The 25,637-nt window shown below is 67.2% G+C and carries 23 protein-coding genes and 1 pseudogene; 11 read left to right on the top strand and 13 right to left on the bottom strand.

Features of this window, described 5'->3' with window-relative positions:
• Position 1: 1 nt before the first annotated feature.
• Complete coding sequence (locus ACZK3W_RS09200) at positions 2-2,842, bottom strand: bifunctional diguanylate cyclase/phosphodiesterase (protein ID WP_478450674.1); 2,841 nt, start codon at positions 2,840-2,842, stop codon at positions 2-4.
• 247 nt (positions 2,843-3,089) lie between these two features.
• Between ACZK3W_RS09200 and ACZK3W_RS09195 the strand changes: the two genes are divergently transcribed.
• The 5 genes and pseudogenes from ACZK3W_RS09195 to ACZK3W_RS09175 all read left to right on the top strand — a co-directional run bounded on the left by ACZK3W_RS09195 (position 3,090) and on the right by ACZK3W_RS09175 (position 7,275).
• A complete protein-coding gene (locus ACZK3W_RS09195) occupies positions 3,090-3,608 on the top strand; it encodes an RNA polymerase sigma factor (protein WP_229301232.1) in 519 nt (172 codons plus the stop codon).
• A pseudogene (locus ACZK3W_RS09190) lies at positions 3,605-4,608 on the top strand (hypothetical protein). Before ACZK3W_RS09195 ends, ACZK3W_RS09190 begins: the two are co-directional and overlap by 4 nt.
• A 40-nt stretch (positions 4,609-4,648) precedes the next feature.
• Positions 4,649-5,245 (top strand): IMPACT family protein, encoded by a 597-nt coding sequence (locus ACZK3W_RS09185; protein ID WP_049400110.1) that lies wholly within the window; start codon positions 4,649-4,651, stop codon positions 5,243-5,245.
• Positions 5,238-7,010 (top strand): ABC transporter transmembrane domain-containing protein, encoded by a 1,773-nt coding sequence (locus ACZK3W_RS09180; RefSeq protein ID WP_369353952.1) that lies wholly within the window; start codon positions 5,238-5,240, stop codon positions 7,008-7,010. Before ACZK3W_RS09185 ends, ACZK3W_RS09180 begins: the two co-directional genes overlap by 8 nt.
• A 70-nt stretch (positions 7,011-7,080) precedes the next feature.
• Positions 7,081-7,275, top strand: a complete 195-nt coding sequence (locus tag ACZK3W_RS09175; RefSeq protein ID WP_005409247.1) for a hypothetical protein — start codon at positions 7,081-7,083, stop codon at positions 7,273-7,275.
• Between the two features lie 266 nt (positions 7,276-7,541).
• Here ACZK3W_RS09175 and ACZK3W_RS09170 read toward each other — a convergent pair whose 3' ends face one another.
• From ACZK3W_RS09170 to ACZK3W_RS09160, 3 genes are all read right to left on the bottom strand, one after another.
• Positions 7,542-8,666 (bottom strand): prephenate dehydrogenase, encoded by a 1,125-nt coding sequence (locus ACZK3W_RS09170; RefSeq protein WP_478450673.1) that lies wholly within the window; start codon positions 8,664-8,666, stop codon positions 7,542-7,544.
• Positions 8,663-9,571: a pyridoxal kinase gene (pdxY, locus tag ACZK3W_RS09165; protein ID WP_478450672.1), complete on the bottom strand. Its 909-nt coding sequence runs from the start codon at positions 9,569-9,571 to the stop codon at positions 8,663-8,665. The genes ACZK3W_RS09170 and pdxY overlap by 4 nt, the downstream gene beginning before the upstream one ends.
• Positions 9,572-10,095: 524 nt before the next feature.
• Positions 10,096-11,295 carry an MFS transporter gene (locus ACZK3W_RS09160; protein WP_293796513.1) on the bottom strand — a complete coding sequence of 400 codons (1,200 nt, stop codon included), beginning with the start codon at positions 11,293-11,295 and terminating at the stop codon, positions 10,096-10,098.
• Positions 11,296-11,367: 72 nt separating this feature from the next.
• Between ACZK3W_RS09160 and ACZK3W_RS09155 the strand changes: the two genes are divergently transcribed.
• Positions 11,368-12,165, top strand: a complete 798-nt coding sequence (locus ACZK3W_RS09155; protein WP_164162774.1) for an AraC family transcriptional regulator — start codon at positions 11,368-11,370, stop codon at positions 12,163-12,165.
• 60 nt (positions 12,166-12,225) lie between these two features.
• Here the strand turns inward: ACZK3W_RS09155 and dnaJ are convergent, their stop codons facing one another.
• The 4 genes from dnaJ to hrcA all read right to left on the bottom strand — a co-directional run bounded on the left by dnaJ (position 12,226) and on the right by hrcA (position 17,253).
• Positions 12,226-13,350: a molecular chaperone DnaJ gene (gene dnaJ, locus ACZK3W_RS09150; protein WP_478450671.1), complete on the bottom strand. Its 1,125-nt coding sequence runs from the start codon at positions 13,348-13,350 to the stop codon at positions 12,226-12,228.
• Between the two features lie 154 nt (positions 13,351-13,504).
• Positions 13,505-15,427: a molecular chaperone DnaK gene (gene dnaK, locus ACZK3W_RS09145; protein WP_100449879.1), complete on the bottom strand. Its 1,923-nt coding sequence runs from the start codon at positions 15,425-15,427 to the stop codon at positions 13,505-13,507.
• A gap of 182 nt (positions 15,428-15,609) precedes the next feature.
• Positions 15,610-16,125: a nucleotide exchange factor GrpE gene (gene grpE / locus ACZK3W_RS09140; protein ID WP_032128290.1), complete on the bottom strand. Its 516-nt coding sequence runs from the start codon at positions 16,123-16,125 to the stop codon at positions 15,610-15,612.
• 63 nt (positions 16,126-16,188) lie between these two features.
• Positions 16,189-17,253 carry a heat-inducible transcriptional repressor HrcA gene (gene hrcA / locus ACZK3W_RS09135; protein WP_107432375.1) on the bottom strand — a complete coding sequence of 355 codons (1,065 nt, stop codon included), beginning with the start codon at positions 17,251-17,253 and terminating at the stop codon, positions 16,189-16,191.
• 114 nt (positions 17,254-17,367) lie between these two features.
• Here hrcA and recN point away from each other — a divergent pair, with 114 nt between their 5' ends.
• On the top strand, positions 17,368-19,029 hold the full coding sequence (recN, locus tag ACZK3W_RS09130) for a DNA repair protein RecN (RefSeq protein ID WP_478450670.1): 1,662 nt from the start codon (positions 17,368-17,370) through the stop codon (positions 19,027-19,029).
• A gap of 121 nt (positions 19,030-19,150) precedes the next feature.
• Here recN and ACZK3W_RS09125 read toward each other — a convergent pair whose 3' ends face one another.
• Complete coding sequence (locus tag ACZK3W_RS09125; RefSeq protein WP_478450669.1) at positions 19,151-20,068, bottom strand: LysR family transcriptional regulator; 918 nt, start codon at positions 20,066-20,068, stop codon at positions 19,151-19,153.
• Positions 20,069-20,165: 97 nt separating this feature from the next.
• Here ACZK3W_RS09125 and ACZK3W_RS09120 point away from each other — a divergent pair, with 97 nt between their 5' ends.
• Positions 20,166-21,410 carry an SGNH/GDSL hydrolase family protein gene (locus tag ACZK3W_RS09120; protein WP_478450668.1) on the top strand — a complete coding sequence of 415 codons (1,245 nt, stop codon included), beginning with the start codon at positions 20,166-20,168 and terminating at the stop codon, positions 21,408-21,410.
• A gap of 58 nt (positions 21,411-21,468) precedes the next feature.
• Here ACZK3W_RS09120 and fur read toward each other — a convergent pair whose 3' ends face one another.
• Positions 21,469-21,876: a ferric iron uptake transcriptional regulator gene (gene fur / locus ACZK3W_RS09115; protein WP_005409235.1), complete on the bottom strand. Its 408-nt coding sequence runs from the start codon at positions 21,874-21,876 to the stop codon at positions 21,469-21,471.
• Between the two features lie 103 nt (positions 21,877-21,979).
• On the opposite strand from fur, the gene ACZK3W_RS09110 reads away from it, so the two are divergent.
• The gene (locus tag ACZK3W_RS09110) at positions 21,980-22,372 is read left to right on the top strand and encodes an outer membrane protein assembly factor BamE (RefSeq protein ID WP_010484453.1); all 393 of its coding nucleotides are present in this window, start codon (positions 21,980-21,982) and stop codon (positions 22,370-22,372) included.
• Between the two features lie 36 nt (positions 22,373-22,408).
• Here the strand turns inward: ACZK3W_RS09110 and ACZK3W_RS09105 are convergent, their stop codons facing one another.
• Positions 22,409-22,666 carry an RnfH family protein gene (locus ACZK3W_RS09105; protein ID WP_032128285.1) on the bottom strand — a complete coding sequence of 86 codons (258 nt, stop codon included), beginning with the start codon at positions 22,664-22,666 and terminating at the stop codon, positions 22,409-22,411.
• A gap of 3 nt (positions 22,667-22,669) precedes the next feature.
• Entirely contained in the window at positions 22,670-23,095 is a 426-nt protein-coding gene (locus ACZK3W_RS09100; protein WP_010484449.1) for a type II toxin-antitoxin system RatA family toxin, read from the bottom strand.
• Between the two features lie 57 nt (positions 23,096-23,152).
• Here ACZK3W_RS09100 and smpB point away from each other — a divergent pair, with 57 nt between their 5' ends.
• Positions 23,153-23,656 (top strand): SsrA-binding protein SmpB, encoded by a 504-nt coding sequence (gene smpB, locus ACZK3W_RS09095; protein ID WP_010484447.1) that lies wholly within the window; start codon positions 23,153-23,155, stop codon positions 23,654-23,656.
• Between the two features lie 353 nt (positions 23,657-24,009).
• Positions 24,010-24,948 (top strand): IS110 family transposase, encoded by a 939-nt coding sequence (locus ACZK3W_RS09090; RefSeq protein WP_478450667.1) that lies wholly within the window; start codon positions 24,010-24,012, stop codon positions 24,946-24,948.
• A 36-nt stretch (positions 24,949-24,984) separates the two neighbouring features.
• Here ACZK3W_RS09090 and ACZK3W_RS09085 read toward each other — a convergent pair whose 3' ends face one another.
• The gene (locus tag ACZK3W_RS09085) at positions 24,985-25,557 is read right to left on the bottom strand and encodes a hypothetical protein (protein ID WP_032128284.1); all 573 of its coding nucleotides are present in this window, start codon (positions 25,555-25,557) and stop codon (positions 24,985-24,987) included.
• Between the last annotated feature and the right edge of the window lie 80 nt (positions 25,558-25,637).

Here is a 25,637-nt window from a genome sequence, read left to right as displayed (position 1 = left end):
CTCAGACCGCCGCGCAGCTCCACGGTGCGGGCCGCCCCAGCAGATAGCCCTGGCCGTAGTCGCAACCCAGTTCGCGCAGGGTCTGCCGCTGCGCCTCGGTTTCGATGCCCTCACCGATGGTCTCGATGCCCAGCGTACGCGCCAACGACAGCACGCCCTCGACCAGCGCCCGCGTGCTCTGCACTTCCGGCCCATGCAGGCCGGCGATGAAGCTCTGGTCGATTTTCAGCGTACTGATCGGGAAACGGTGCAGGTAGGACAGCGCCGAGAAGCCGGTACCGAAATCGTCCAGCTGCACCTGGATGCCGCGCTCGCGCAGGCCCTGCAGGATGCGCAGCGTGTGCGGGCCATCGTCCAGCAGTGCGACCTCGGTGATCTCCAGGCGCAGCCGGTGCGGATCGGCACCACATGCATCCAGCAGGCCGAACAGGCGGCCGCTGAACCCGGCGGAGCGGAAATGGCGCGGTGATACGTTCACCGAGACGTAGCTCTGCCCGCCCTCGGCCAGGCCGGCAATCACCTGTTCGTAGATCAGCCAGTCGACCTGCTCGATCAGGCCGCTTTCCTCGCCCAGCTCCAGGAACGCCCCCGGCAGCAGCAGGCCGCGGCGCTCATGCTGCCAGCGCAGCAGCGCTTCGTGGCCCACCACCTCGCCATCGGACAGGCGCACGATCGGCTGGTAGAACGGCACGAAATCGCGGTTGTTGATCGCACGACGCAGGTCGGCTTCCAGATCGAGGCTGCGCATGGCCTGCTCGCGCATGTCTTCGTCGAAGATCGCACAGCGGTCATGGCCCTGTGCCTTGGCCCGGTACATTGCCGCGTCGGCATCACGCAGCAGCTCTTCGCCGGTGCGGTAGCGGGGGTTCCACAGCGCGATGCCCAGGCTGCCGGACGGGAACAGTTCGCGCCCGGCGATCCACATCGACTCCTGCAGCGCCAGCAGCAGGCGCTGACCAAAGTCCAAGGCCTGGGCCAGGCCCTGCGGGCATTGCAGCAGCACCGCGAATTCGTCACCGCCCAGCCGGGCCACCACGTCCTCGGTGCCGGCCATCGATACGATGCGCTTGGCCACTTCCACCAGCATGCGATCGCCGGCGGCATGGCCGATGCTGTCGTTGACCAGTTTGAAGCGGTCCAGATCGAGGAACAGCACGGCGAACACCGGGCCGCCCTCACGCTTGGCCAGGGCCAGCGCATCCTGCAGGCGGTCCAGCAGATGCAGGCGGTTGGGCAGCCCGGTCAGCGCATCGTGCATGGCCTGGTGGGTCAGGCGCTGTTCGGCACGCAGGCGCTCGCCGATCTGGCCGAGCAGCTTTTCGTTGACCTCGGCCAGTTCGCGCGTGCGTTCCTCCACGCGCTTCTCCAGCTCGGCATGCGCCGAGCGCAGCCGTTGCTGGTCGCGCTGACGGGCCAGGCCGGTACCGATGTTCTGTGCGACGAAGGTCAGCAGGCGCTGGTCATGCACACTGAAAATGCTGTTCTCGCTGTAGCTCTGCACCACGATCGCGCCGACCACTTCGTCGTCGCGCAGCAGCGGTACGCCCAGCCAGCAGTGCGAGCGCGCACCGGATTCACGCACTTCGCCACTGGCCAGCAGCGCATCGATCTGCGCGCGTGATGCCAACAGTGGCCGCCGGTTGCGCACGACGTACTCGGTCAGGCCCCGGCTGAACGGTCGCGGCGCGCGGCTGGCGTTGTGCTCGTCCACCGAATAGACGAAGTCCAGGCCGTTGCCGGCCGGGTTGACCAGGGCGATGTAGAAATTGCGAGCGTCGAGCAGGCGCCCGACCACCCCATGCACCTGTCCGTAGAACTGCGCCAGGCTGTCGGCCGACATCGCCATCTCGGCGATGTTGTACAGGGCGGTCTGCAGCTGTTCGGCGCGTCGACGCTCGGCCACCTCGTCCTGCAGGCTGTGATTGGCGCGCTGCAGTTCCTGGGTGCGCCGCGCCACCTGCTGCTCCAGCCGCACCTGCGCCTGGCGCCGGTCCATCGCGGTCTGCACGTGCTGCGCAACGAAGCCCAGCAATGCGCGCTCGGCCTCGCCATAGCGGGCCGCCTGCTCATAGCTCTGGACCACGATGGCACCGCATACGCGGCCATCGCGCAGCATCGGCACGCCCAGCCAATCCAGGCTTTCGGGCCCGCGTTGCGGGTCGTGCTCCTGCTCCATCACCTGCGCCAGCAGTTCGCGCGAGGGACCACTGAGCGGCTTGCCATGACGCAGCAACGCCACGGTCAGGCTGCGCGGCATCTCGCTGGCGTCATGGCTCTGCGTGGGATCGGCGACGAAATCATCGACCTGATCGGCGAAGTACAGGAAACGGATCTGGTCGCGCACATCGTCGTATTCCACGATGTAGCAGTTCTCGGCATACATCAGCGTGCCCAGCACACCATGCACGTGGCGCAGCATCTCAGGCATTTCCAGGTCGGCACCGGCCAGATCTGCAATCTGGAACAAGGCCTGCTGCAACCGCTCGGCCTCTTCCAGCGCCTTGATCTGGCCGGCCTGGCGGCCGCGCTGCAGCGCCAGCTCCATCGCCTGCCGGGCAACCCCCCACCATGCCGGTGAAGGCACCGCGCCTTCCACCGACAACAGCAGGCGCGCCCCATCATGTTCCCAGCCGTGCTGGCCGTCGCCCACGCCTGGCGCTGCCGCATCACCTCCGGCAGTCGCCCTCGGCCAGGCCCCCTGGCCACGGCCAAGCTGCGGGTCATCCCAGCCGACGCGGACCACGGCCGTTTCCGGCAGAAGCGCATGCAACGCGCGCACCAGCGCCGCGCTCAGCACGGCCTCGTGTGGTGGCTCTTCCGCCGGTTCAGCATGCGTGGACAAATGACAATCTCTTGGCGCCGTCAGTGCGTCGCCTCCCCTGAGCCGCCGAGCATAGCGCGCCACCCGGGGGGCAATGGAAGCCCGTAAACCCCGAATCGTGCGCCCGTACGTTTTTCCTGCTGACCGTAGCCCCTTCCGAGCCATGACCCTCGCCCTGCCCGCCCTCGCCACCGGCTATGCGCCATCGCCTGCAGGCCTTACCCTGTACGCCGTGGAAGCCAGCGCACTGCCAACCGATGAAGCCTTGATGCTGGCCTGGGCCGGTGGCGACCTGCGCGCGTTTGAAAGCCTGTATGCGCGCCATCGCAAGCGCCTGTTCGGCTTCCTGCTGCGGCAACTGCGCGACAACGCGCTGGCCGAGGAGATCTTCCAGGACGTCTGGCAGCGGGTGATCAGCGCCCGTGCGGGGTGGCAACCGGACGCGGCGTTCAGCACCTGGCTGTTCCGCATCGCCCACAACCGCCTGAACGACCATTGGCGCGCCGCCCGCCACCGGCCGGCTGCCCCGGCCGATGCCGACCTGCGCCTGGCCGCGATCGAGGATGGACAGACCCCGGAAGGCGAGCTTTCCGAATTCGAACAACGTCGCCGCATCCAGCTGGCGATGGAACAACTGCCGCCCGAGCAGCGCGAAGTGCTGCAACTGCGGCTGGATCAGGAACTGAGCCTGGAGGAGATCGGCCAGATCACCGGCGTAGGCCGGGAAACCGTGAAATCGCGGCTGCGCTATGCGATGGACAAGCTGCGTGCGGGATTGAACGCATGAACCGAGACGAACCGCTGACGCCGGAAGAACGCGAGCTGGCCCGGCTGCTCGGCCGTCGCGCCGAACAGGCACCGCCCGCCGCACTGGACGCCGCCATCCTGGCCGCGGCCCGCGCTGCCGTGGACGCTCCGGCTGCCGATGCGGCCCCCTCTCCCGAAGCACCACGTACGCAGCGCACACGCCCGCGTTGGCCGGCGGTGTTCGGCATCGCCGCTTCGATGGTGTTCGCCATCGGCATCGCCTGGCAGCTGCGTCCGGAACCGCCACCGGTTCCGGCGGGCGAGGCCGCTGTTGCGGCGGCACCGGCTGCGGCAGAAGACGTCGCGGCTGCCGATCAGGCCGCTGAGCGCAGTGCAGCCGACAGCGCGGTGGCGACTGCGGAACCGGCCGCTGCGCCCGCAGCACCCGAGGCAGCCCCGGTTGCCGCTGCCCCGGCACCGGCCATCGCGCGCGCAAGCAAGCCTGCGCCGGCCGAGACCGCTGAAGCGCCGGCCCAGGCTGCACGATCGATGGCTGCGGATGCGGCCGCCGATACCTCCTTTGCGGCCCTGCCGCCCGCTCCGGCCGCAGCGCCGGCAGCAGCCCCCCTGCGCCTCCGGCTCCCACCGCCTACTCGGCACCCGCGCCGCTGATGGCGCCGGTTGTCGCCAGTGGTTCGCTGAAGGCGCGCTCGGCAGGCACGCCAGAGTCCAACAGCGTGCAGGCCGAACAGGCCCCGGCATTGGACCGGGTAGAAATCACCTCGATGAAGCGCGAGGCTCCCAGCCGTTCCGCACCTGGCATCATGCGCCGCGGCAGCGATGCGGGCCTGAGCGCGGATGCCGTGCAGGCCGAGGTGGACGCTGACGCACGACTGCCGCGCCGGCAGTGGCTGCAGAAGATCCGTACACGACGCGACGAGGGCCAGCGCGATCTGGCCCGTGCCAGCCTGGAGCGCTACATGCAGCAGTACCCGGAAGCACGCCTGCCGCGCGACCTGCGCCCGCTGCTGGACGACTGAAGCGGACGGGAATACCCGGCAACCCCGTAGAATGACGGGAATGCTCGATACTCTCGCCCAGCCGGTCAGCCACACGCTGGAAGTCAAACACAGCCGTTTCATCGCCCATGCCGCGCCGATCGATGGCGCCGCAGCGGCCATGGCGTTCCTGCAGCAGGTTGCGGTGGCCGATGCCACCCACAACTGCTGGGCCTACCGGCATGGGCAGGACTATCGCTCCAGCGACGATGGTGAGCCGGCCGGCACGGCGGGACGTCCGATTCTGGCGGCGATCGACGGCCAGGGTTTCGACCGGGTGATGGTGGTAGTGACGCGCTGGTTCGGCGGTATCAAGCTCGGTGCCGGTGGCCTTGTGCGCGCCTACGGCGGCGCCGCCGCCGAGTGCCTGCGCACCGCCCCGCGCCTGCCGCTGGTGGCGATGGCCCGGCTGCAGCTGCTGGCCGGCTTCGAGGACCTGGGTACCCTGCATGCCACCCTGCCCGCCTTCGGTGCCGAAAAGCGCGATGAACAGTTCGATGCCAATGGCGTGTGCCTGCGGATCGAATTGCCTGCCGATCAGGTCGACGCATTGAAAATCCGCCTGCGCGACGCCACCCGTGACCGTATCCGCATAGAAGACGACGACCAGGATGACTGACAAGGACGACGCCCCCGCTTCGACCCCGCCACTGCGGCGCCTCGGCAGCCTGCGCACGCTGTGGCCGTTCGTGCGCCGCCACAGCGGCCTGTTCACCGCCTGGCTGCTGGCCCTGGCGGTGTCGTCTGCAGCCACGCTGAGCCTGCCTCCGGCGGTGAAGCAGATGATCGATCACGGTTTCAGCAGCGGCGGCCAGATCAACCGTGCCTTCGCCCTGCTGATGCTGGTGGCGGTCGTCATGGCGTTGGGCACGGCCGCGCGCTTCTACTTCGTATCGTTGCTGGGTGAAAAGGTCGTGGCTGACCTGCGCAGCCAGCTGTATGCCCACCTGATCCAGCTGGGCGCCGGCTTCCACGACCGCAGCCGCAGCGGAGAGCTGGTCTCGCGCCTGACCGCGGACACCGAACTGCTGCGCAGCGTGGTCGGCTCGACCATGTCCGTAGCATTGCGCAGCACGGTCACCGTCATCGGCAGCCTGGCAATGCTGTTCGTCACCAGCCCGCGGCTGGCCGCATGGTCGCTGCTCGGCATTCCGCTGGCGGTGCTGCCGATCATCATCGGCGCGCGCAAGCTGCGCACGGTCGCACGCAACAGCCAGGACCGCATCGCCGATGCCAACAGCCTGGCCAGTGAAACCCTGGGTGCGGTACGCACGGTGCAGGCACATGCACGCGAGCCGTACGAGCGCGGGCGCTTCGACAAGGCACTCGGTGATGCCATCGGCGCCGCCCGTCGCCGCATCGGCGCACAGTCGCTGGTCACCGCCAGCGCCATCCTGCTGGTGTTCGGCGCCATCGTCGGTGTGTTGTGGCTGGGCGCGCACGACGTCATCGACGGCCGCCTCAGCGCCGGTACGCTGGGCCAGTTCGTGCTGTATGCATTGATCGGTGGCGGCTCGGTGGGCGCGCTGGCCGAAGTGTGGAACGAACTGCAGCGCGCGGCCGGCGGCATGGGCCGTATCGGCGAACTGCTGCAGGAAGACATCGAGATCCGCGCGCCGGCACAGCCGCACGCGGTGCCGCAGCCGCTGCGTGGCGAGATCCGGTTCGACGACGTGGTGTTCCACTACCCGCAGCGACCGGACCAGGCCGCACTGGACCACTTCAACCTGCACGTGCACCCCGGCGAGACCGTGGCGCTGGTGGGTCCGTCGGGGGCGGGCAAGAGCACGGTGCTTTCGATGCTGCTGCGCTTCCATGATCCAGCCAGCGGCCGCATCGACGTGGACGGCATCGACGTGCGCCAGGCCGACCCGGCCGAGCTGCGTGCGCAGCTGGCGCTGGTGCCGCAGCAGCCGACGCTGTTCGCTGCCAGTGCGCGCGACAACATCCGCTATGGCCGCCTGCAGGCCAGCGACGCCGAAGTCGAGGCTGCCGCGCGTGCTGCCGAGGCCGATGGCTTCCTGCGCGCGTTGCCGCAGGGCTATGACAGTGAGCTGGGCGAGCGCGGTGCCCGCCTGTCCGGTGGCCAGCAGCAGCGTGTGGCGATTGCCCGTGCGCTGCTGAAGGATGCGCCGATCCTGCTGCTGGACGAAGCGACCAGCGCGCTGGACGCGCAGAGCGAGCACAGCGTGCAGCAAGCGCTGGAGCGGCTGATGGCGGGCCGCACCACACTGGTCATTGCCCACCGCCTGGCCACCGTGCTCAAGGCCGACCGCATCGTGGTGATGGACCAGGGCCGCATCGTCGCCGAGGGCACGCACGCACAGCTGCTGGCCGAAGGTGGACTGTACGCTGAACTTGCGCGCCTGCAGTTCATCGATTGATGACGTCCGGCTAACATCGGCGCGGCCAAGCTGGTCGCGCAACAGCCGCATCCGCTGAAGGAGGTGCACGATGTCGTTCCGTCAGTTCCCCGCTGTCGACAGCAACGGCGAAAGCCACATCATCATCGAGTTCAAGCCCGAGGCGAATGGCAGCGGGCACCATTCCGAAGCCACGCCACGCTACGAACTGGATGACGGGCGGCCGCTGGTGCGCGATGGCCGCGAGTTCACCACCAGTGGCGGCGAGCTGCGGCTGACGATCTGAGGTTCGCCGGGCATGGCCCCGGCGCTACCGGATTTCGTATCGCCTCGCTCTGGCGGGTGTCGACCTTGATCGACCCGCTTTCTTGCCTCTGGTAGGTGTCGACCTTGGTAGACACGCCTTTTGCCCAAGGCGGTCGAGCATGGCTCGACTCTACAAAAGGCGTGATCAATTTTTCACCAAGCATCTTGACAGCCTTTGCTGCCAAGGCCTGAGCAAGGTTATCCACACGTTTGCTCAGGAACCATCCACACCGCCTGTGGATGAATTCAGCCCAGTACCCGCCCGATGCCGCTGGCGTCCACGTCGGCTGCTGCCCGGGTAATCGCCGCCGCATCGCTGCCGGCCACGAACCCTATGCGGAAATGCACTTCGCCACCGGGCGTGCGCGAGGAATGGATCGAAGCCAGGCTGATGCGATGCTGCTCGAACACGTTCAGCAGCTCACGCAGCGAGCCGGGCCGGTCTTCCGGCAGGTGCACCGACAACGCATTACGCTCGGTCAGGTCAGCCAGCAGATAACCCACGCGTTCAAAGGTGTAGTTGCCGTCCGCCAGCGCCTGCTCGCCGAAGGCACTGCGGTTGGCCGAAAGCAGCTGCTCGCGGAATTCACCACGCGCACGGTCGTCGCCCTGCCCGACCTGCGCCTGCAGGGCCTGCAGCTGGCCGACCAGCCGTTCCAGCATCGGCGCCACGTACGGGTTACCGAACTGGATGTCTTCGTAGATCGCCGGGTTGAGCGACAGGATGCGCGAGATGATCGCCGTGTCCAGCTCGAACGATGCCGAACGGTACGGCATCATCGCGGCCAGATCGCCCAGCTGCGGCTGGTACTGGCGCAGCACGCCGGCCTGGGCCAGGTGGGTGGCATGCACCATCGCCTGCACCAGCGCCATCATCTGGTCGTGGTGCTGCGGCGTGGCGCGCACGCACTCGGCCTGCAGCGCCGTGCACAGCGTATCGACCCACGACTGCCAGTGCTGCAGGCGCGCTTCGCAGACCACCATCACCCGGCCCTTCAGGGTCGGCGCCTTCGGGGGCGCGGTCATCGGGTGCAGGCCGACCACTTCGGCCTGCGAGGCCAGCATCGCCTGCACCGGTTCCTCCTTTACCGAGGTCACATCCAGCCATAGCCTGCCCTGTTCGCGGCCCGCCGATTGCCGTACGTAATCAGCGATCAACGCCGGCGTGTGCCGGATCGGTGCCGAGAACACCAGCACGTCGGCCTGCGCCAGCAGCTGTTCCGGCGTATGCGAGTCCGGATCGGCCGGATCGTGGCCGATCACCTGCAGCTGCATGTGCTGCTGGAAGAAGCGGCTCAGCCAGCGCCCATAGGCGCCGGCACTGCCGACGATGCCGACCGTGCGCGGCGTGCGTTCGAGCAAGCTGCTCATGCCACGCGTTCGGCGCGGAAGCGCGTGCCTTCGGCCAGTGCGGCAGGCGCCGCCGCGATCACGTCGAACTCTTCGAAGCCATTGTCCAGAGTCGCCTCCAGCGCCGCATGGGTACCGGCAATCGCACGCGAAATCGCCTGCTGCATCGATTCACCTCGCAACAGGAACGACACCACCAGCGACATCAGCACGTCACCGGTGCCGGCCACGTCCACCGGCAGCAGCGGCGAAGTCCAGCGCCAGGTTTCCTCGCGACCGACCGCCAGGGTCACCAGCTCACCCGGGTTACCGCCCACACTGTGCGCGATCACCCAGTGCGGGCCACGGTCCAGCAGCGTGCGCGCGGCGGCGATGGCATCGGCCTCGGCCAGCGCCGGCATACCGGTCAGACGATTCAGTTCGAAGGCGTTCGGGGTCACCAGCCAGGCATGCGGCAGCAATCGCTCGGCGAAGATCGCTTCCAGGCCCGGTTCCACGTAGGGGCCGGTGTGGGTGTCACCAATCACCGGATCCAGGCAGTAACGCAGCTGCGGACAAACCGGCAGGATGTTGTCCAGCCAGTCGGCGAAGGCGGCACCGTTGGCGGTGCTGCCGAAGTAGCCGGACACCAGCATCTTCGCCCGCTGCGGCAGGCTGCGCTCGTGGGTGCCCAGCAGCAGGTCGGCGAACCAGTCGGCGGGCAGCACGCGACCACGCGTGGTGTCGTAGAACGGCGCGTTGCTCAGCAACACGGTCGGGATCTCCGCCACGCGCACGCCGAGTGCGCGCATCGGCGGTACGGCGGCGCTGTTGCCGGCGTGGCCGTAGACAAGTTGCGACTGGACCGAGATGACATCGATCGGCGACGGACCATCCGGCCGCTGGCGGCGGCCGTGGACCAGGTGGTTATCAAGGGATTCGCTCATGGCCGCATTCTACGCCCAAGGGAGTTTTCGGCAGGGCTTGCAGCCCTGCACCTGCTCAATGCAACGGCAATCGCAACGGCCGAAGCCAAAGCGGCCTTCCGTGGGGTGGCGGGGCGGTGTCGGAGTGCGGGGATGCCGCAAGTACGTCCTTGTAGCCAAAGCGGCATTCCGTGGGGTGGCGGGGCGGTGTCGGAGTGCGGGGACGCCGCAAGTACGTCCTTGTAGGCTTGGCAGCGGCATCCATGCCGCTGACACCCCGCAATCCGACACCGCCCCACCTTCGACAGGTTCACGCGGCTGTTGGTAACTGCGCCTGTTGTTCCGCGCGGCTGTTGGTAGGTGTCGACCTTGGTCGACACATCTGTCAGATATCGAATGAATTCATCCACGCATGGCGTGGATCTACCGTGTCGACCAAGGTCGACACCTACCGGACCCACCCCGCCAACCCGCGGAATGCAGGCTTTTGACGTTGACGTTGATTCAGCAGGTGCAGGGCGGCAAGCCCTGCAAACCCCACCCCCTCAGTGAGCAGCAGGCCGCGACGGTGGCAGCCACGCCGCCACGATGCCCAGCAGCGGCAGGAACGCGGTCAACTGGTAGACGTACTCGATGCTGGTCTTGTCCGCCAGCAGGCCCAGCACAGCCGCCCCAAGCCCACCCATGCCGAAGGCGAAGCCGAAGAACAGGCCGGACACCATGCCGATGCGGTGCGGCATCATCTCCTGCGCGTACACCACGATCGCCGAGAACGCCGACGACAGCACGAAGCCGATCAGCACCGCCAGCACGGTCGTCCACAGCAGATCAGCATGCGGCAGCATCAGCGCGAACGGCGCCACGCCCAGGATCGAGGTCCAGATGATCGGCTTGCGGCCGATGCGGTCACCCAGCGGGCCACCAAGGAAGCCGCCGGCGGCGGACGCCACCAGGAACGCGAACAGATGCAGCTGGGCCTGCGCCACTGGAATGCCGAAGTGGTGGATCAGGTAGAAGGTGAAGTAGCTGCCGATGCTGGCCATGTAGAAGTACTTGCTGAAGATCAGCACCAGCAGGATCGCCAGCACCTTGGCCACGGTGCGCGACGGATGCCGCGGCGCCATCGCAGCCGTGCTGACCGGTCGAGGCGTACCCAGATGCAACGCGTACCAGCGGCCGACATAGGTCAGCAATGCCATGCCGATCAGGGCAGCACCGGCAAACCACGATGCGGCGTGCTGGCCATACGGCACGATCACTGCGGCGGCGATCAACGGGCCCAGCGCTGTTCCGAAATTGCCACCCACCTGGAACACCGACTGCGCGAAGCCGTGACGGCCGCCCGAGGCCAGTCGCGCGATGCGCGAGGCCTCCGGATGGAAGATGGCCGAGCCAATACCGACCATCGCCGCAGCCATCAGCACAACCGCGTAGTTCGGTGCGAAGCCGAGCAGCAGCATGCCGCACAGGGTCGAGGCCATGCCGATCGGCAGCGAGTACGGGGCTGGGCGACGGTCGGTGGCCATGCCGATCAACGGCTGGAAGATCGAGGCGGTAAGCTGGTAGGTCAGCGTGATCAGACCGATCTGGGTGAAGCTGAGATTGAAGCCGCCCTTGATCACCGGATAGATGGCCAGGATCAGCGACTGCATCATGTCGTTGACGACATGCGAGGTGGAGATGGCGGCCAGCACGCCGGGGGCCACCGGGCGTGAGGTCGTTGCGGGAGAAGCCAGGGTCGACATGGACACAGTCAGGTTGGGGGCGAGCCACGCATGCTACGGTGGCCTCCCCCTCCCTTCTGCCGCGTTCGGGTCATGGCATATCGCAAAAAGGACACTCCCTGCCCGGTCCGCGAGACTGCGCCGTGGAACGAGGTTCCGGTGCACCGCCCGGTGACCTGCCGCGCCCGCCACTACAAACCCGGCACCCACATCGCGCCCCACCGGCATCGCCGTCACCAGCTGGTGTTCGCCATGTCCGGACTGATGGTGGTGCGTGCGGACGGCGGCCGCTGGGTGGTGCCCTCGACCCGCGCGATCTGGGTGCCGGCCGGCATGGCCCATGCGGTGGACTGCATCGCTGAGGTGCATATGCGCAGCCTGTACGTGGAACCGGATTTCGCGCCGCAGCTGCCGGACGAGGCGTTCGCGGTACAGGTAGCGCCGCTGCTGCGCGAGCTGCTGCTCGCCGCCAGCCTGATCGAGACCGCGCATGTGGATGACAGCCGCGACGGCCGCGTGGTGCGCCTGCTGCTGGACGAGCTGCACCGCATGGACGTGCTGCCGCTGCACCTGCCCTCGCCCACCGACCCGCGCCTGCAGCGGATCTGCCAGCACATCCAGAAACATCCCGGCGACGACGCCACCCTGCAGGACTGGGCGCAGGCGCTGCAGGTGGACGTGAAAACCATCCAGCGTCATTTCGCCAGTGAACTGGGCATGACCTTCGGGCAGTGGCGGCAGCAGGCACGGCTGCTGGCCGCCCTGGAGCGACTGGCGGTCGGCGACAAGGTCATCGATGTGGCGCTGGCGATGGGCTACGACAGCCCCAGCGCGTTCACCAGCATGTTCAAGCGGCAGCTGGGGCAGACGCCGGCGGCGTTTTTCCGTTGACCGCATACGACAACGCCGGGCATGGCCCGGCGCTATCGTTCATCGCTTCCGTCGAAAAACTCAGGACGTCATCCGGTCCCAGAAGCCCTTCACGCCATCCATGAAGGTGGCCGACTTCGGCGAATGCTTGCGCGCTTCCTCGCCGACGAAGGTGGCTTCGAACTGCTCCAGCAGCTTGCGCTGTTCGTTGGTGAGGTTGACCGGGGTCTCCACCACCACGCGGCAGTACAGGTCGCCCTCGCTGCGGCTGCGCACCGAACGTACGCCCTTGCCACGCAGGCGGAACAGCTTGCCGGTCTGGGTCTCGGCCGGGATGCGGATTTCCGCTTCGCCGCCGAGGGTCGCCACGCGTACGGTGTCACCCAGCGCCGCCTGCGAGATGCGGATCGGCACTTCGCAGTGCAGGTCGTCGCCATCACGCTGGAAGATCGCATGCTCGCGCACGCGCACTTCCACGTACAGGTCACCCGGCGGCGTACCGGCCGGACCGGCCTCGCCCTCGCCCTGCAGGCGGATACGATCGCCGGTATCGACGCCCGCCGGCACCTTCACCGACAGCACCTTGTCTTCCTCGACACGGCCGTTGCCGTGGCAGGTCTTGCAGGGCTTGGCGATGATCTGGCCACGGCCGCCGCAGTTGTGGCAGGCCTGCTGCATGGCGAAGATGCCGCGCTGGATGCGCACCTGGCCACGGCCATGGCACACGCTGCAGGTCTCGACCTTGCCGTCTTCGGAGCCACTGCCATCACAGTCGCCGCACTCGGCCAGGGTCGGGATCTCGATCCGGCGCTCGACGCCGCGCACGGCCTCTTCCAGATCCAGTTCCATCACGTAGCCGATGTCGGCGCCGCGACGGGCCTGGCGCGGACCACCGCCGCCACCGCCAAAAATGTTGCCGAAGATATCGCCGAAGATATCGTTCATGTCCGGGCCGCCCGGACCACCACCACCCATGCCGTGCTCGAACGCGGCGTGGCCGTGGCTGTCGTACATGCGACGCTTGTTGCCGTCGGACAGCACTTCGTAGGCTTCCTTGCACTCCTTGAAGGAGGCTTCGGCCGCCGCATCACCCGGGTTGCGGTCCGGGTGGAATTTCATCGCGCAGCGACGGTAGGCCTTCTTCAGCTCGTCGTCGGTGGCGGTGCGGGCAACGCCCAGCACTTCGTAGTAATCGCGCTTGCTCATATCGTGAATCGGGTTCCGGAAAGTCGGGATTCGTCAAAGCGGAAGAGCGGAACCAGGTCCGCTCTTGCGTCGGGCGCCCCGACACGCCGGTGGGCGGTCAGGACCCTGATGCGACAACGGGACGCTGATGGCCAGCGTCCCGTGTCGGTCCGGATCAGGACTTCTTGTCGTCCTTGACTTCGGTGAACTCGGCGTCGACCACGTCGTCCTGCGCCTTGCCGGCGTTGCCGGCGTCGGCACCCGGGGCACCGCCCTGGTCGGCCGAAGCAGCGGCGAACAGCGACTGGCCGGCTTCCTCCAGCACCTTCGACTTGGCTTCGATCTGCGCCTTGTCGTCACCCTTCATCGCGGTTTCCAGGTCGGCCAGCGCCGCCTCGACCTTGCCGATGACATCGCCGCCGACCTTGCTGCCGTGCTCGGTGATGGCGCTGCGGGTGCCGTGGATCAGGGCGTCGGCCTGGTTGCGGGCCTGCACCAGCTCCTGGAACTTCTTGTCTTCTTCGCGGTTGGCTTCCGCGTCGGCGACCATGCGTGCGATCTCCTCCTCGGACAGGCCCGAACCGGCCTTGATCTCGACCTTCTGTTCCTTGTTGGTCTTCTTGTCCTTGGCCGACACGTGCAGGATGCCGTTGGCGTCGATGTCGAAGGACACTTCCACCTGCGGCAGGCCGCGCGGGGCCGGCTCGATGCCGGACAGGTCGAACTTGGCCAGCGACTTGTTGAAGCGGGCCTGTTCGCGCTCACCCTGCAGCACGTGCACGGTCACGGCCGACTGGTTGTCCTCGGCGGTGGAGAACACCTGCGAAGCCTTGGTCGGGATGGTGGTGTTCTTCTCGATGATCTTGGTGAACACGCCGCCCATGGTTTCGATACCCAGCGACAGCGGGGTCACGTCCAGCAGCAGCACGTCCTTGACGTCGCCGCCCAGCACGCCGCCCTGGATCGCAGCACCCAGTGCCACGGCTTCGTCCGGGTTGACGTCCTTGCGCGGTTCCTTGCCGAAGAACTCGGTCACCGCCTGCTGCACCTTCGGCATGCGGGTCTGGCCACCGACCAGGATCACTTCGCTGATGTCGCTCGAACGCAGGCCGGCATCGTTCAGGGCGACGCGGCACGGCTCGATCGACTTCTTGATCAGGTCTTCCACCAGCGCTTCCAGCTTGGCGCGGGTCAGCTTGATGTTCAGGTGCTTCGGACCCGAGGCGTCAGCGGTGACGTACGGCAGGTTCACTTCGGTCTGCTGGGCGCTGGACAGCTCGATCTTGGCGCGCTCGGCGGCGTCCTTCAGGCGCTGCAGGGCCAGCGGATCCTTGCGCAGGTCGATGCCCTGGTCCTTGTTGAACTCTTCAACCAGGTACTCGATGACGCGGTTGTCGAAGTCTTCGCCGCCCAGGAAGGTGTCGCCGTTGGTGGCCAGCACTTCGAACTGCTTCTCGCCGTCGACGTTGGCGATCTCGATCACCGAGACGTCGAAGGTGCCGCCGCCCAGGTCGTACACCACGATCTTGCGATCCTTGTTGTCACCCTTGTCCAGGCCATAGGCCAGCGCAGCCGCAGTCGGCTCGTTGATGATGCGCTTGACGTCCAGGCCGGCAATGCGGCCGGCGTCCTTGGTCGCCTGGCGCTGGCTGTCGTTGAAGTAGGCCGGCACGGTGATGACCGCTTCGGTGACCTTCTCACCGAGGAAGTCCTCGGCGGTCTTCTTCATCTTTTCCAGCACCTTGGCCGAGATTTCCTGCGGGGCCATCTTCTTGCCGTCGCTGGTCGACACCCAGGCGTCGCCATTGTCATGGGCCAGGATGCCGTAAGGGACGTGGGCGATGTCCTTCTGCACTTCGGCGTCGGTGAACTTGCGGCCGATCAGGCGCTTCACCGCATAGAAGGTGTTCTTCGGGTTGGTCACGGCCTGGCGCTTGGCCGAGGCGCCGACCAGGACTTCGCCGTCCTTGGTGTAGGCGACGATCGACGGGGTGGTGCGATCGCCTTCCGAATTCTCGATGACGCGGGCCTTGCCGCCGTCCATGATCGCCACGCACGAGTTGGTGGTGCCGAGGTCGATACCAATGATCTTGCCCATGGGGGAGACTCCTGAGGATGCTTGTTGGGGTCAGTCCGGCCGCTCGGCCGGTGGATGAATACGATGTGGGGGAGGCTCGTGGAACATTCAAGCCACCTCCCGAACGCTGTGTTCAGCGCCTGGAAAACCTTGCCAGGCATGGCCTGGCACGACCGGGACCGGGCATGGCCCGGCCCGGCCGATCAATCGGCGGCCACCACCACCAGCGCCGGCCGCAGCAGGCGCTCGTTGAGCAGGTAGCCCTTCTGGAACACGGTCACCACGCTGCCCGGGGCGGCGCCCGGGGTCGGCACCTGGCTGATCGCCTGGTGGTGTTCCGGGTTGAACGGCTGGCCGATCGGGTCCAGCAGGACCAGGCCGTTGTCGGCAGCGACCTTCAGCAGCTGCTTGTAGGTCAGCTCCAGGCCTTCGCGCAGCGGATGCGGGTCGTCGCCGGCGGCCTTCAGGCCGGCATCCAGGCTGTCGAATACCGGCAGCAGCTCGCCAAGCAGCTTCTCGTTGGCGAACTTGCGGGCCTGCTCGATGTCACGGGCAACACGCTTGCGCTGGTTCTCGAGGTCGGCGCGCTCACGCAGCGCATCGGCCTTGATCTGCTCGACTTCGGCGCGCAGGCGCTCCACTTCGTCGTTGACGCCGGCGGCGGCGGCCGCATCGGCGGCAGTCTGCTGGGATTCGATATCTGGATGTTCGTGGTTCATGTCTGGGTCCCTGGCGGTCAATCTCCGCCTCCACCCACCCTAGTGTGGGCGGGATGCTGCGTTTCAAGCGTCGGATGTTCCTGGAGTGCGCCCGGCCGGTGAAAAGGCCGCGCCGAGCACATCGGCAGTGGCCTGGACCAGCGGAATCATGCGGTCGTAGGCCATCCGCTTGGGGCCGATCACGCCCAGCACGCCCAGTACCTGGCCATTGGCGGTGTACGGGGCGGTGACCAGCGAGACCCCCTGCAGCGGCATCATCCCGGTCTCTTCGCCGATGAAGATGCGCACGCCTGGGGCCTGGATGGTCCGCTCCAGCAGCTGCAGGATCTCGCGCTTGCTGGAGAACAGCTCGAACAGTTCGCGCAGGCGCTCCAGGTCGGACAGGTCCTGCACCCCCATCAGGCGGGTCTGGCCGGCCACCAGCATGTCGTCGGCGGCCGGCTGCAGGGCCTGCTCGGCCAGTTCGATGCTGTGCGCCAGCAGCTGCTCCAGCTCGGAACGGGCATCGCGCAGCTCCAGCAGCAGGCGGGTGCGGATCTCGGCCATCGGCAGGCCGGCGAAATGCGCATTGAGGTAGTTGGCCACCTGCTCCAGCTGGCCCGGCGCGAACTCCTGCCGGGTCTCGATGACGCGGTTCTGCACCTCGTTGTCGGCAAACACCAGGATCGCCAGCACCCGGCGCCCGTCCAGCGCCACGAAATCGATCTGGCGGAAGGCGAACTGCTCGCGCCGTGGCGCGCTGACCACGCCGACGAAGTGACTCATCGCCGACAGCAGCTCCGAGGCGCTGCCGAGCAGGGCCTGGGTGCTGCCGCCGCTGGCCAGCTCCTGGCGCAACCGGGCCAGCTCGCCCTCGCCCGGCGGCTGCATCTGCAGCAGGCTGTCGACGAACACCCGATAGCCATGCGCGGTCGGGATGCGCCCGGCCGAGGTGTGCGGCGAGGCCAGCAGCCCCAGGTCTTCCAGGTCGCCAAGGATGTTGCGGATGGTGGCCGGGCTGACCTCCAGGCCGGCCACGCGCGCCAGCGTCTGCGAGCCGACCGGCTCACCGTCCTGGATGTAACGTGCGATCAGCGTGCGCAGCAGATGGCGCGCACGCGGGGCAAGCTGGTCGGGAGAACCGTGCATGGAATCAACCTGTGAGACACGGACACTAGATAATGGCGGCGCATCACCTTGGCAAGTCATTGGACCTCCCTCCCCCGCGTGCTAGCGTTGCGCGGCTGCCGATACCCCTTACCCATGCTCAGACATCTTTCGATCAAGGATTTCGCCGTCGTCCGCGCCACCGAACTGGAGTTCGGGCCGGGCATGACCGTGGTTTCAGGCGAGACCGGCGCCGGCAAGTCGCTGATGGTCGACGCGCTGGGCTTCCTGTCCGGCCTGCGCGCCGACAGCGGCGTGGTCCGCCACGGCGCCGCCCGCGCCGAGCTTTCCGCCGAGTTCGCGCTGGACCAGCTGCAGGCCGCGCGCCAGTGGCTGGCCGACAACGAGCTGGACGATGAGGAACAGTGCCAGCTGCGCCGCGTGATCCGCGCCGACGGCGGATCGCGATCCTGGATCAATGGCCGTCCGGTCACCCTCGCACAGCTGGCCGACCTGGCCGCGCTGCTGGTGGAGATCCATGGCCAGCATGAGCAACAGGCGCTGCTGACCCGTCCGTCGCAGCTGGCCCTGCTCGACGCTTATGCCGGCAACGAGAACGAGCGCCGCCAGGTGCGCCGCGCCGCTGCGGCCTGGCAGGCGCTGGTCGATGAATCGCTGGCGCTGTCGCAACAGGGCGACGTCAGTGACCGGATCGGCTTCCTGGAGCACCAGCTGCGCGAACTGGACCGCGAAGATCTGGAACCGGAGTCGATCGTCGCACTCGGTGCCAGCCACCGCCGCCAGGCCCACGCCAGCGCCCTGCTGAGCGCCTGCCAGGCGGCCAGCAACCAGCTCAATGGCGACGACGGCAGTTCCGCGCTGGACCTGCTGCAGCAGGTGCGCCACGAGCTGTCGCGCCTGATCGAACACGACCCGCGCCTGGGCGAGGTGGACGGCCTGATCGAGAACGCCTCGATCCAGCTGCACGAAGCCCTGTCGCTGCTGGACCGCGTGCATGACGACCTCGACGCCGACCCGGAGCAGTTCGAGGAGAACGAGCGTCGCCTCGGCCGCCTGCACGACCTGGCCCGCAAGCACCGCGTGCCGATGGACGAGCTGGGCGCGCAGCGCGAGCGCATGCATGCCGAAGTGGAACAGTTGCGCGGCGCCGACGAACGCCTGCAGCGCCTGGCCGGCGAGATCGACAAAGCCGCCGCCGCCTGGCGCGTACAGGCCGAGGTGCTGACCGCCAGCCGTCGCAGCGCCGCTGCCGAACTGTCGGCCACCACCACCGGCATCATCGCCGAGCTGGGCATGGGCGGTGGCCAGTTCCTGATCGAGCTGGAGCCACAGGACGCCGGCAAGCCCGATCCGCAGGGTGCCGAACGCGTGGAATTCCTGGTCGCGGCCAACGCCGGCCAGCCACCGCGCGCCCTGCGCAAGGTGGCCTCGGGCGGTGAACTGTCGCGCATTTCGCTGGCCATCGAAGTGGCCGCGCTGGACCTGGATGCAGTACCGACCATGGTGTTCGACGAAGTCGACTCCGGCATCGGCGGCGCGGTGGCGGACATCGTCGGCCAGAAGCTGCGCGCCCTTGGCGAGAAGCGCCAGGTGCTTTGCGTGACCCACCTGCCGCAGGTCGCCTCCAAGGGCCACGCGCATTACCGGGTCAGCAAGGCCCCGGTCGAAGGCATGACCCAGAGCGCAGTGGAAAAGCTGGACAGCAAGGCACGCGAGGAAGAACTGGCGCGCATGCTCGGCGGCGTGGAAGTGAGCAAGGAAGCGCGCGCCGCCGCACGCAAGCTGCTGCAGGTCTGAGGCCTGTTCGCGGTTATCCACGCATGGCGTGGATCTACAACGCGCGAGGTAGTGCCGGCCGCTGGCCGGCAACGCAACACAGGTGAACGAAGATCATGAGGTTGCCGGCCAGCGGCCGGCACTACCCCCGTGGCCGCGCCAGATCCACCGTTTCCACCAGGAAATCGAGGAAGGCGCGCACCCGCAGCGGCAGGTAGCCACCCTGCCCCAGGAACACCGCATGGACCTCTTCCAGGTCACCGGGATTGGCCTCTTCCAGCACCGGCAGCAGGCGTCCGGCGGCGATGTCCTCCTGCACCTGGTAGGTCGACAGCCGCGCCAGGCCCAACCCGCCCAGCACCAGCTGCCGCAGCGCGTTGCCATTGCTGGCGCGGGCATTGCCACTGGGCAGCACCATCCGCTCGCGTCCGTCCTGCAGCAGCGGCCAGCCCTGCATCGCACGCGCATGGCCGATGTCCAGACGGTTGTGCGACATCAGCTCCTCAGCGTTGCGCGGCAGTCCATGCCGCTGCGCGTAGGCTGGCGCGGCCACGATCATCATCCGCGTCGCACCCAGCCGTCGCGCCACCAGGCTGGAACTCTTCAGCGGACCGGCCCGCACCGCCACGTCGGTGCGCTGCTCAAGCAGGTCGATCACCTCGTCGTTGAGGGTCAGGTCCACGCCCACCTGCGGGTTGCGTTCGAGGAATGCCGGCAGCAGCGGCAACAGGAAATGCTGGCCGAACGGCACGTTGGAATTGACCCGCAGGCGTCCGCGCGGCTCGGCATGGGCGCTGGCGCAGCGCTCGGCCTCCTCCAGGTCGGCCAGCACGCGCAGGCCGCGCTCGTAGAACGCGCAGCCTTCCGGGGTCAGCTGCAGCTGGCGGGTGGAGCGCTGCAGCAGGCGCGTACCCAGCCGTTGCTCCAGCCGGGCCACCAGCTTGCTGACTGCCGACGGCGTCATGTCCAGGGTACGGGCCGCGGCGGAGAAGCCACCGGTCTCGATCACCCGCACGAACACTTCCAGTTCGCCGGATCGGTTGATGTCGGGTCGCGCCATGGCGATGAATCCAGTTCACAGATGATTATCCATGCGCAGTCTAGTTCACAGATCGACGGAGAATCACCATGGCCCTCCCTCCTCCCGGGATTGCCCGATGAACCGCCTCAGCCAGCTCACCGCGACCGCCTTGATCGCCCTCTCCAGCGCAGCCAGTGCCGCCCCGGCCCCGCACTGGGTCGCCAGCTGGCAGGCCAGTCCGCAACCGGTCTGGGGCGCCGATTTCCTGTTCCCGACCCTGGTTCCGGCCACGCTGCAGGACCAGACCTTCCGCCAGACCGCGCGCATCAGCCTGGGCGGGCCCCGGCTGCGGTTGCGGCTGAGCAATGCCTACGGCACCCAGCCGCTGCGGATCGGGGCGGCCAGCGTGGCCGCACACGCGGGTGTCACCCCGCAGCCGCTCAGTTTCGACGGCCAGCCCGGCGTATCGATCGAGCCCGGTCAGGAACGGCTGAGCGATCCACTAGCGGTGGCCACGGATGACCGCCAGGCGTTGCAGATCAGTGTCTTCGTGCCCGGGCCGACGTCCGTGCAGACGTTCCACTGGGAGGGTCGGCAGACCAGTTGGATTGCGCCCGGCGACCAGAGCCTGGCCCAGGCTCTGAGCGGGGCCAGCAGCACCACTGCCCGCCTGTTCCTGGCCGGCATCGAGGTCGAGGCCGCTGCCAGCGCACGCAGCGTGGTGGTGATCGGCGACTCGATTACCGATGGCGCCACCGCCAGCCTCGATCAGGACCAGCGCTGGACCGACCATCTGGCGGCGCGTCTGGCACCGCGGGGCGTTGCCGTGGTCAACGCCGGTATTTCCGGGGGGCGGCTGCTGCGCGATGGCATGGGCGAATCCGCCTTGGCCCGCTTCCGGCGTGACGTGCTGGATCAACCAGGCGTGGTCAGCGTAGTCGTGCTGATCGGCATCAATGACATCAGCTGGCCCGGCACCGCCTTCGCCCGGAACCAGGCCCGGCCCACGCTGGCCGAACTGCAGGCGGGGTATCGCACCCTGGCCGAGCAGGCCCATCGGCGGGGTCTACGCATCCTCGGCGCCACCCTGACACCGTTCGCCGGCGCCCTGCCCGGCACGCCGCTGGACGACTACTACCAGCCGGACAAGGAGGCCCTGCGCCAACAGCTCAATGCCTGGCTGCGCAGCGACAGCCCGTTCGATTCAGTGATCGACCTGGATGCGGCGCTGCGCGACCCGGCCGATCCGTCACGGATGGCCGCCGCCTACGACTCCGGCGACCACCTGCATCCGGGCGATGCGGGTAACCGGGCCATGGCCGAGGCGGTGGATCTGGAGGTGTTGATGGGGCCCCTCACACATGGCGCGGATCTGCCGTAAGCAACGAAAAACCCCGGGCAGGCCCGGGGTTTCGTCGCATCCAGCTGGCTGGAACGGCTTACTTGCGCTTCTTGCGCACGTACAGCACCAGCGAGTGCTCTTCCAGCTCGTAGCCGTGGTCGGCCGCGATCTTGCGCTGCAGCTCCTCGATCTCGTGGCTTTCGAACTCGATGATCTTGCCGCTGTCCACGTCGACCATGTGGTCGTGGTGGCCGCCACGGTCCAGCTCGTAGACGGCCTGGCCGCCTTCGAAATTGTGCTTGAGCACGAGGCCGGCGGCCTCGAACTGGGTCAGCACCCGGTAGACCGTCGCCAGGCCGATCTCGTCGCCATGCTCGAGCAGCTGGCGGTAGATGTCTTCGGCGGTCATGTGGTGCTGGGCATTGCGCTGTTCAAGCAGCGCCAGGATCCGCATCCGTGGATGGGTCACCTTCAGGCCGACTTTTCGCAGGTCGTGGGTTTCCATAGGTCTCCGTTCATTGGCGATTTAGCGCCAGCTGCCTCGGATTGGGTCGCGGTGGCACGCCGGGAGTGTATCATCGGTTTGATTTCCCCAACCGCCAGTCCCGATGCGCAATCTCCTGTTGGTCGCCGCCGTCGCCCTGTCCACCACCGGGTGCGGCATCATCTACAAGCAACCCATCTATCAGGGCAACCTGATCCGGGAAGATGCCGTGGCCAAGCTGCAGGTCGGGCAGAGCAAGCAGCAGGTCACTGCGCTGCTGGGCACCCCGTCCATTCCGGACCCGTTCCACGCCCAGCGCTGGGACTACACCTCCAGCCAGCGCGTGAACCGCCTGGGCCGTACCGAGGTGAAGAACTTCACCGTGTTCTTCGACAATGACAACGTGACCCGCTGGGAAGGCGATTACTTCCCGGGTAACGACAAGGCCCTGGCCCAGCAGACCGTGCGCCAGTTCGGCCGCAATCTGCCGAAGGACAAGAAGAAGAAGGGTCGCTGACGCCCCCTGCCCGTCCTCGCGGACGGGCGACAGAAATCAACCGCCGAGCGCGCGACGCCGGCGGTTGTCCTTGGGGTCGGCCTGCAACGGGCGTAGCAGCTCGATGCGGTCGCCATCCAGCAGCACCTGCTGCGGGCGCGCCAGCAGCCCATGCACGGCCGCCGCCGGGCAGTCGGCACTGCCTTCCAGCGCAGCAGCGGCAATGGCCTCGGCCACGGTCGCGCCCTCGTCCAGCTGCAACCGGCGCGAAAGCACCCGCTGCGGCCAGGCCAGCACCACCTCGACCTCGATCATCGCTCAGGCCTCGTCGGCAACGCGGATGAAGTCGTTGACCATGCGGTCGGCCAGGCTCTGGAAGCCCAATGCCAGCGCCGGACCGAGCAGGCGCGAACTGGGCTCGAAGTCCAGGGTCAGGGTGACCTTGCAGGCATCTTCGGCCAGCGCATGGAACTCCCAGCGGCCGTGCAGCTGCTTGAACGGGCCATCGCGCAGCTGCATATCGATGCTGTGCGGGCGCTGCAGTGTGTTTTCAGTCTGGAACCAGGTGCTGAACGAGCCCAGGCCCAGGTCCAGGCGCGCTACCAGCCGGTCCTCGCCCTGCTCCAGGATCTGGGCAGCCGAACACCAGCGGAAACGGCGCGGATAGGCCTGGACATCATTGACCAGGTCGAACATGCGCGCGGCCGAATGTTCGACCAGGGCGCTGCGGCGGATAGTAGGCATGAATACAGGACGTTTCGGCAATCGACCGGGCGGGCCCGAATCGGAGACAATACGGAAATGAGCAAGAACAGCGGCAAGGATAAAGCAAAGAGCGCGACGGCCAACAAAACCATCGCGTTGAACAAGCGTGCCCGCCACGAGTACCACATCGAAGACCGCTTCGAAGCCGGCCTGGCCCTGCAGGGCTGGGAGGTGAAATCGATCCGTGCTGGCCGCGGCAACATCGTCGACGCCTACGCCTACGTGAAGGATGGTGAGATCTTCCTGATCGGCGCGCAGATCACTCCGTTGATCCAGGCCTCGACCCATGTCGTGGCCAACGACCGGCGCGATCGCAAGCTGCTGCTGCACCGGAGCGAGATCGACAAGCTGGTCGGCAAGGTCGAGCGCGATGGCTACACGATCGTGCCCACCGCGATGTACTGGAGCAAGAACAAGATCAAGCTCGAAGTCGCGCTGGCCAAGGGCAAGCAGACCCACGACAAGCGCGATGCCGCCAAGGACCGCGACTGGGCGATCGAGAAGCAGCGCGTGATGCGTCGCGGCAACCGCGACGCGTAAGGCGTCTGCGCATCACCCTGTAGAGTCGAGCCATGCTCGACTGCCTTGGCTTCTGTAGAGCCGAGCCATGCTCGGCTTCGATAAGAAAAGCAGTCGAGCATGGCTTGTATGTTCCTCCCGGCTCCTACGCGGTATGTAGGAGCCAGGGTGGAGGGACCGTCAAGCATGCATCTGCGGATACTAGCCGACAGACGAGTCGAGCGATCCCCATCCCGCACACGAACGTCGATAAAGGATCGTACGGCCCCCAAAGGGGATCGTCGATGTAGGCAAGCTAACGTCGGTGCGGTACCACCCCAGCCCCTTAAAGATAGCTGGGAGCCGTACAAATGTCTGATTCTCTCGATATTGGCGTGGACGTGGACTCCAAGGAGTTCGTACCGGCAGTGGCCGACCGCAAGGCCGGCGACAGGATCGCCAACACCCGGGCCGGCATAGCCCAGTGGCTCAACACCTTGCCCCAGCGATGCCGGATTGGCATGGAGGCGACGGGGCGGTACTACGAGTTGTTGGCTCGGATGGCTGGCCAGGCAGGCCACGTTGTCTATGTGATCAATCCACGTCTGATCAAGTACTACGGCCGGGCGACGGGCTCGCGTGGCAAGACGGACGCCATGGACGCCGAAGCGATCGCCCGGTACGTGAAGAAGGAGAGCGATCGCCTGCGTGAATACGTACCGCGTACCGACGAGCAGCAGCAGATGCACGATTTGCTGCGCAAGCGGCAGACGCTGGTAAAGACACGCGCGCGCCTGGAGCAATCCTTCGGGGTAAGCAAAAGTGCCCCCGGGGAGCTGTCAGATCTGTTCTGCGCTCTGGCTGGGACGCTGTCCGAGCTGGAAAGCGAACTGCAGCGCTTGGGTCGCGATGGAGAGCATGGCGCGCTCTACAAGCGCCTGTTGACCATCCCTGGTATCGGCCCTGCCGTCGCCGCTCACCTGATCTACTACATGACGCGCTGGCCGTTGGCCAACGCCAACGCGTGGATCGCCTGCACCGGCCTGGATCCCCGGCCTAACGAGTCTGGCGGCAGAACGGGACGGCGTCGGCTGTCCAAACAGGGCGCGCCAGTGCTGCGCCAGATGCTCTACATGGCCGCCATGGGGCTCAAGCGGTGTCGTCGGGGGCAACCGCTCTACGACGAGCTGTCAAAACGCGGTCACCCCAGCACCGCCGTCTTCAACATCCTGGCCAGAAAGCTGGCCAGGATCGCCTGGGGTGTCTTCAAAAGCGGCCGGGACTTCGATCCGGCCATGCTGAAGGTGGGTCAAGCCTGCTTCCAGCAGGCTTGACCACGAACATAGGATCTCGACTCTACAAAAGGCAGGTCACCCCGCCAGCATGCCCTGCCTGCGCATCCGCGGCGACAGCGCCGCGTGCATCACCGCCAGGTGCATCACTACCGCCAGCTCCGGTGCGTAACGGTCATCGCCCAAGCGCCACTGTTGGGCCAGGTTCGCGGCATCAGCCGGCAGCAACGCCAGCAACTGGGCGTCGTCCAGTGCATCGGCCGCGCCCTGCAGCTGGCGTGCCATCTGTCGCGACTGCCACACGTGCACACCGATACTGAGACTGGCCAGCGACATCAGGACCACGGCCAGCCCGTGCTCGAACCACTGCGACAGCACCTCCGGCCCCCACAGCAGGGCAGCCAGCACCGCCAGGCCCGGCAGGCGCCACCCCAGCCAATGGATGCGGCCGCGCTGCGACCAGTGCACCACCACCGCGCTGGCGACCAGTGCCGCAGCTGCCGTGGCCGGCAACTCCGTCACCCAGGTGGCCGCCAGCAGCACCGCCAGCACCGCCCAGACCCAGCCCGGCGGCAACGCACGCCGCTGGTAGTCGGCACCGACCGGCCCGATCAGCTGCCGCAGGCTGCGTTGTTGGCTTGCATCGGTCACCCATGGTCTCCGTGTCTGTCCTGGCTCGGATGGTCATCGCCAGTGTGTCGCAAATTCGTGCCCACGAAGTTAGCAATCCG

Source organism: Stenotrophomonas sp. 80084_Sma (genome assembly GCF_056481995.1).
The sequence above is the reverse complement of the archived record's forward strand: the minus strand, read 5'-3'. Positions and strand labels throughout refer to the sequence as shown.

Coding starts and splice junctions, on each gene's coding strand:
- ACZK3W_RS09105 (WP_032128285.1), bottom strand. CDS start 22,666: ATGATCGAGGTCGAGGTGGTGCTGGCCTGGCCGCAGCGGGTGCTTTCG.
- recN (WP_478450670.1), top strand. CDS start 17,368: ATGCTCAGACATCTTTCGATCAAGGATTTCGCCGTCGTCCGCGCCACC.
- ACZK3W_RS09155 (WP_164162774.1), top strand. CDS start 11,368: ATGGCATATCGCAAAAAGGACACTCCCTGCCCGGTCCGCGAGACTGCG.
- grpE (WP_032128290.1), bottom strand. CDS start 16,125: ATGAACCACGAACATCCAGATATCGAATCCCAGCAGACTGCCGCCGAT.
- ACZK3W_RS09100 (WP_010484449.1), bottom strand. CDS start 23,095: ATGCCTACTATCCGCCGCAGCGCCCTGGTCGAACATTCGGCCGCGCGC.
- ACZK3W_RS09120 (WP_478450668.1), top strand. CDS start 20,166: ATGAACCGCCTCAGCCAGCTCACCGCGACCGCCTTGATCGCCCTCTCC.
- dnaK (WP_100449879.1), bottom strand. CDS start 15,427: ATGGGCAAGATCATTGGTATCGACCTCGGCACCACCAACTCGTGCGTG.
- ACZK3W_RS09195 (WP_229301232.1), top strand. CDS start 3,090: ATGCTGGCCTGGGCCGGTGGCGACCTGCGCGCGTTTGAAAGCCTGTAT.
- ACZK3W_RS09160 (WP_293796513.1), bottom strand. CDS start 11,295: ATGTCGACCCTGGCTTCTCCCGCAACGACCTCACGCCCGGTGGCCCCC.
- ACZK3W_RS09175 (WP_005409247.1), top strand. CDS start 7,081: ATGTCGTTCCGTCAGTTCCCCGCTGTCGACAGCAACGGCGAAAGCCAC.
- hrcA (WP_107432375.1), bottom strand. CDS start 17,253: ATGCACGGTTCTCCCGACCAGCTTGCCCCGCGTGCGCGCCATCTGCTG.
- ACZK3W_RS09185 (WP_049400110.1), top strand. CDS start 4,649: ATGCTCGATACTCTCGCCCAGCCGGTCAGCCACACGCTGGAAGTCAAA.
- ACZK3W_RS09125 (WP_478450669.1), bottom strand. CDS start 20,068: ATGGCGCGACCCGACATCAACCGATCCGGCGAACTGGAAGTGTTCGTG.
- ACZK3W_RS09170 (WP_478450673.1), bottom strand. CDS start 8,666: ATGAGCAGCTTGCTCGAACGCACGCCGCGCACGGTCGGCATCGTCGGC.
- dnaJ (WP_478450671.1), bottom strand. CDS start 13,350: ATGAGCAAGCGCGATTACTACGAAGTGCTGGGCGTTGCCCGCACCGCC.
- fur (WP_005409235.1), bottom strand. CDS start 21,876: ATGGAAACCCACGACCTGCGAAAAGTCGGCCTGAAGGTGACCCATCCA.
- pdxY (WP_478450672.1), bottom strand. CDS start 9,571: ATGAGCGAATCCCTTGATAACCACCTGGTCCACGGCCGCCGCCAGCGG.
- ACZK3W_RS09180 (WP_369353952.1), top strand. CDS start 5,238: ATGACTGACAAGGACGACGCCCCCGCTTCGACCCCGCCACTGCGGCGC.
- smpB (WP_010484447.1), top strand. CDS start 23,153: ATGAGCAAGAACAGCGGCAAGGATAAAGCAAAGAGCGCGACGGCCAAC.
- ACZK3W_RS09110 (WP_010484453.1), top strand. CDS start 21,980: ATGCGCAATCTCCTGTTGGTCGCCGCCGTCGCCCTGTCCACCACCGGG.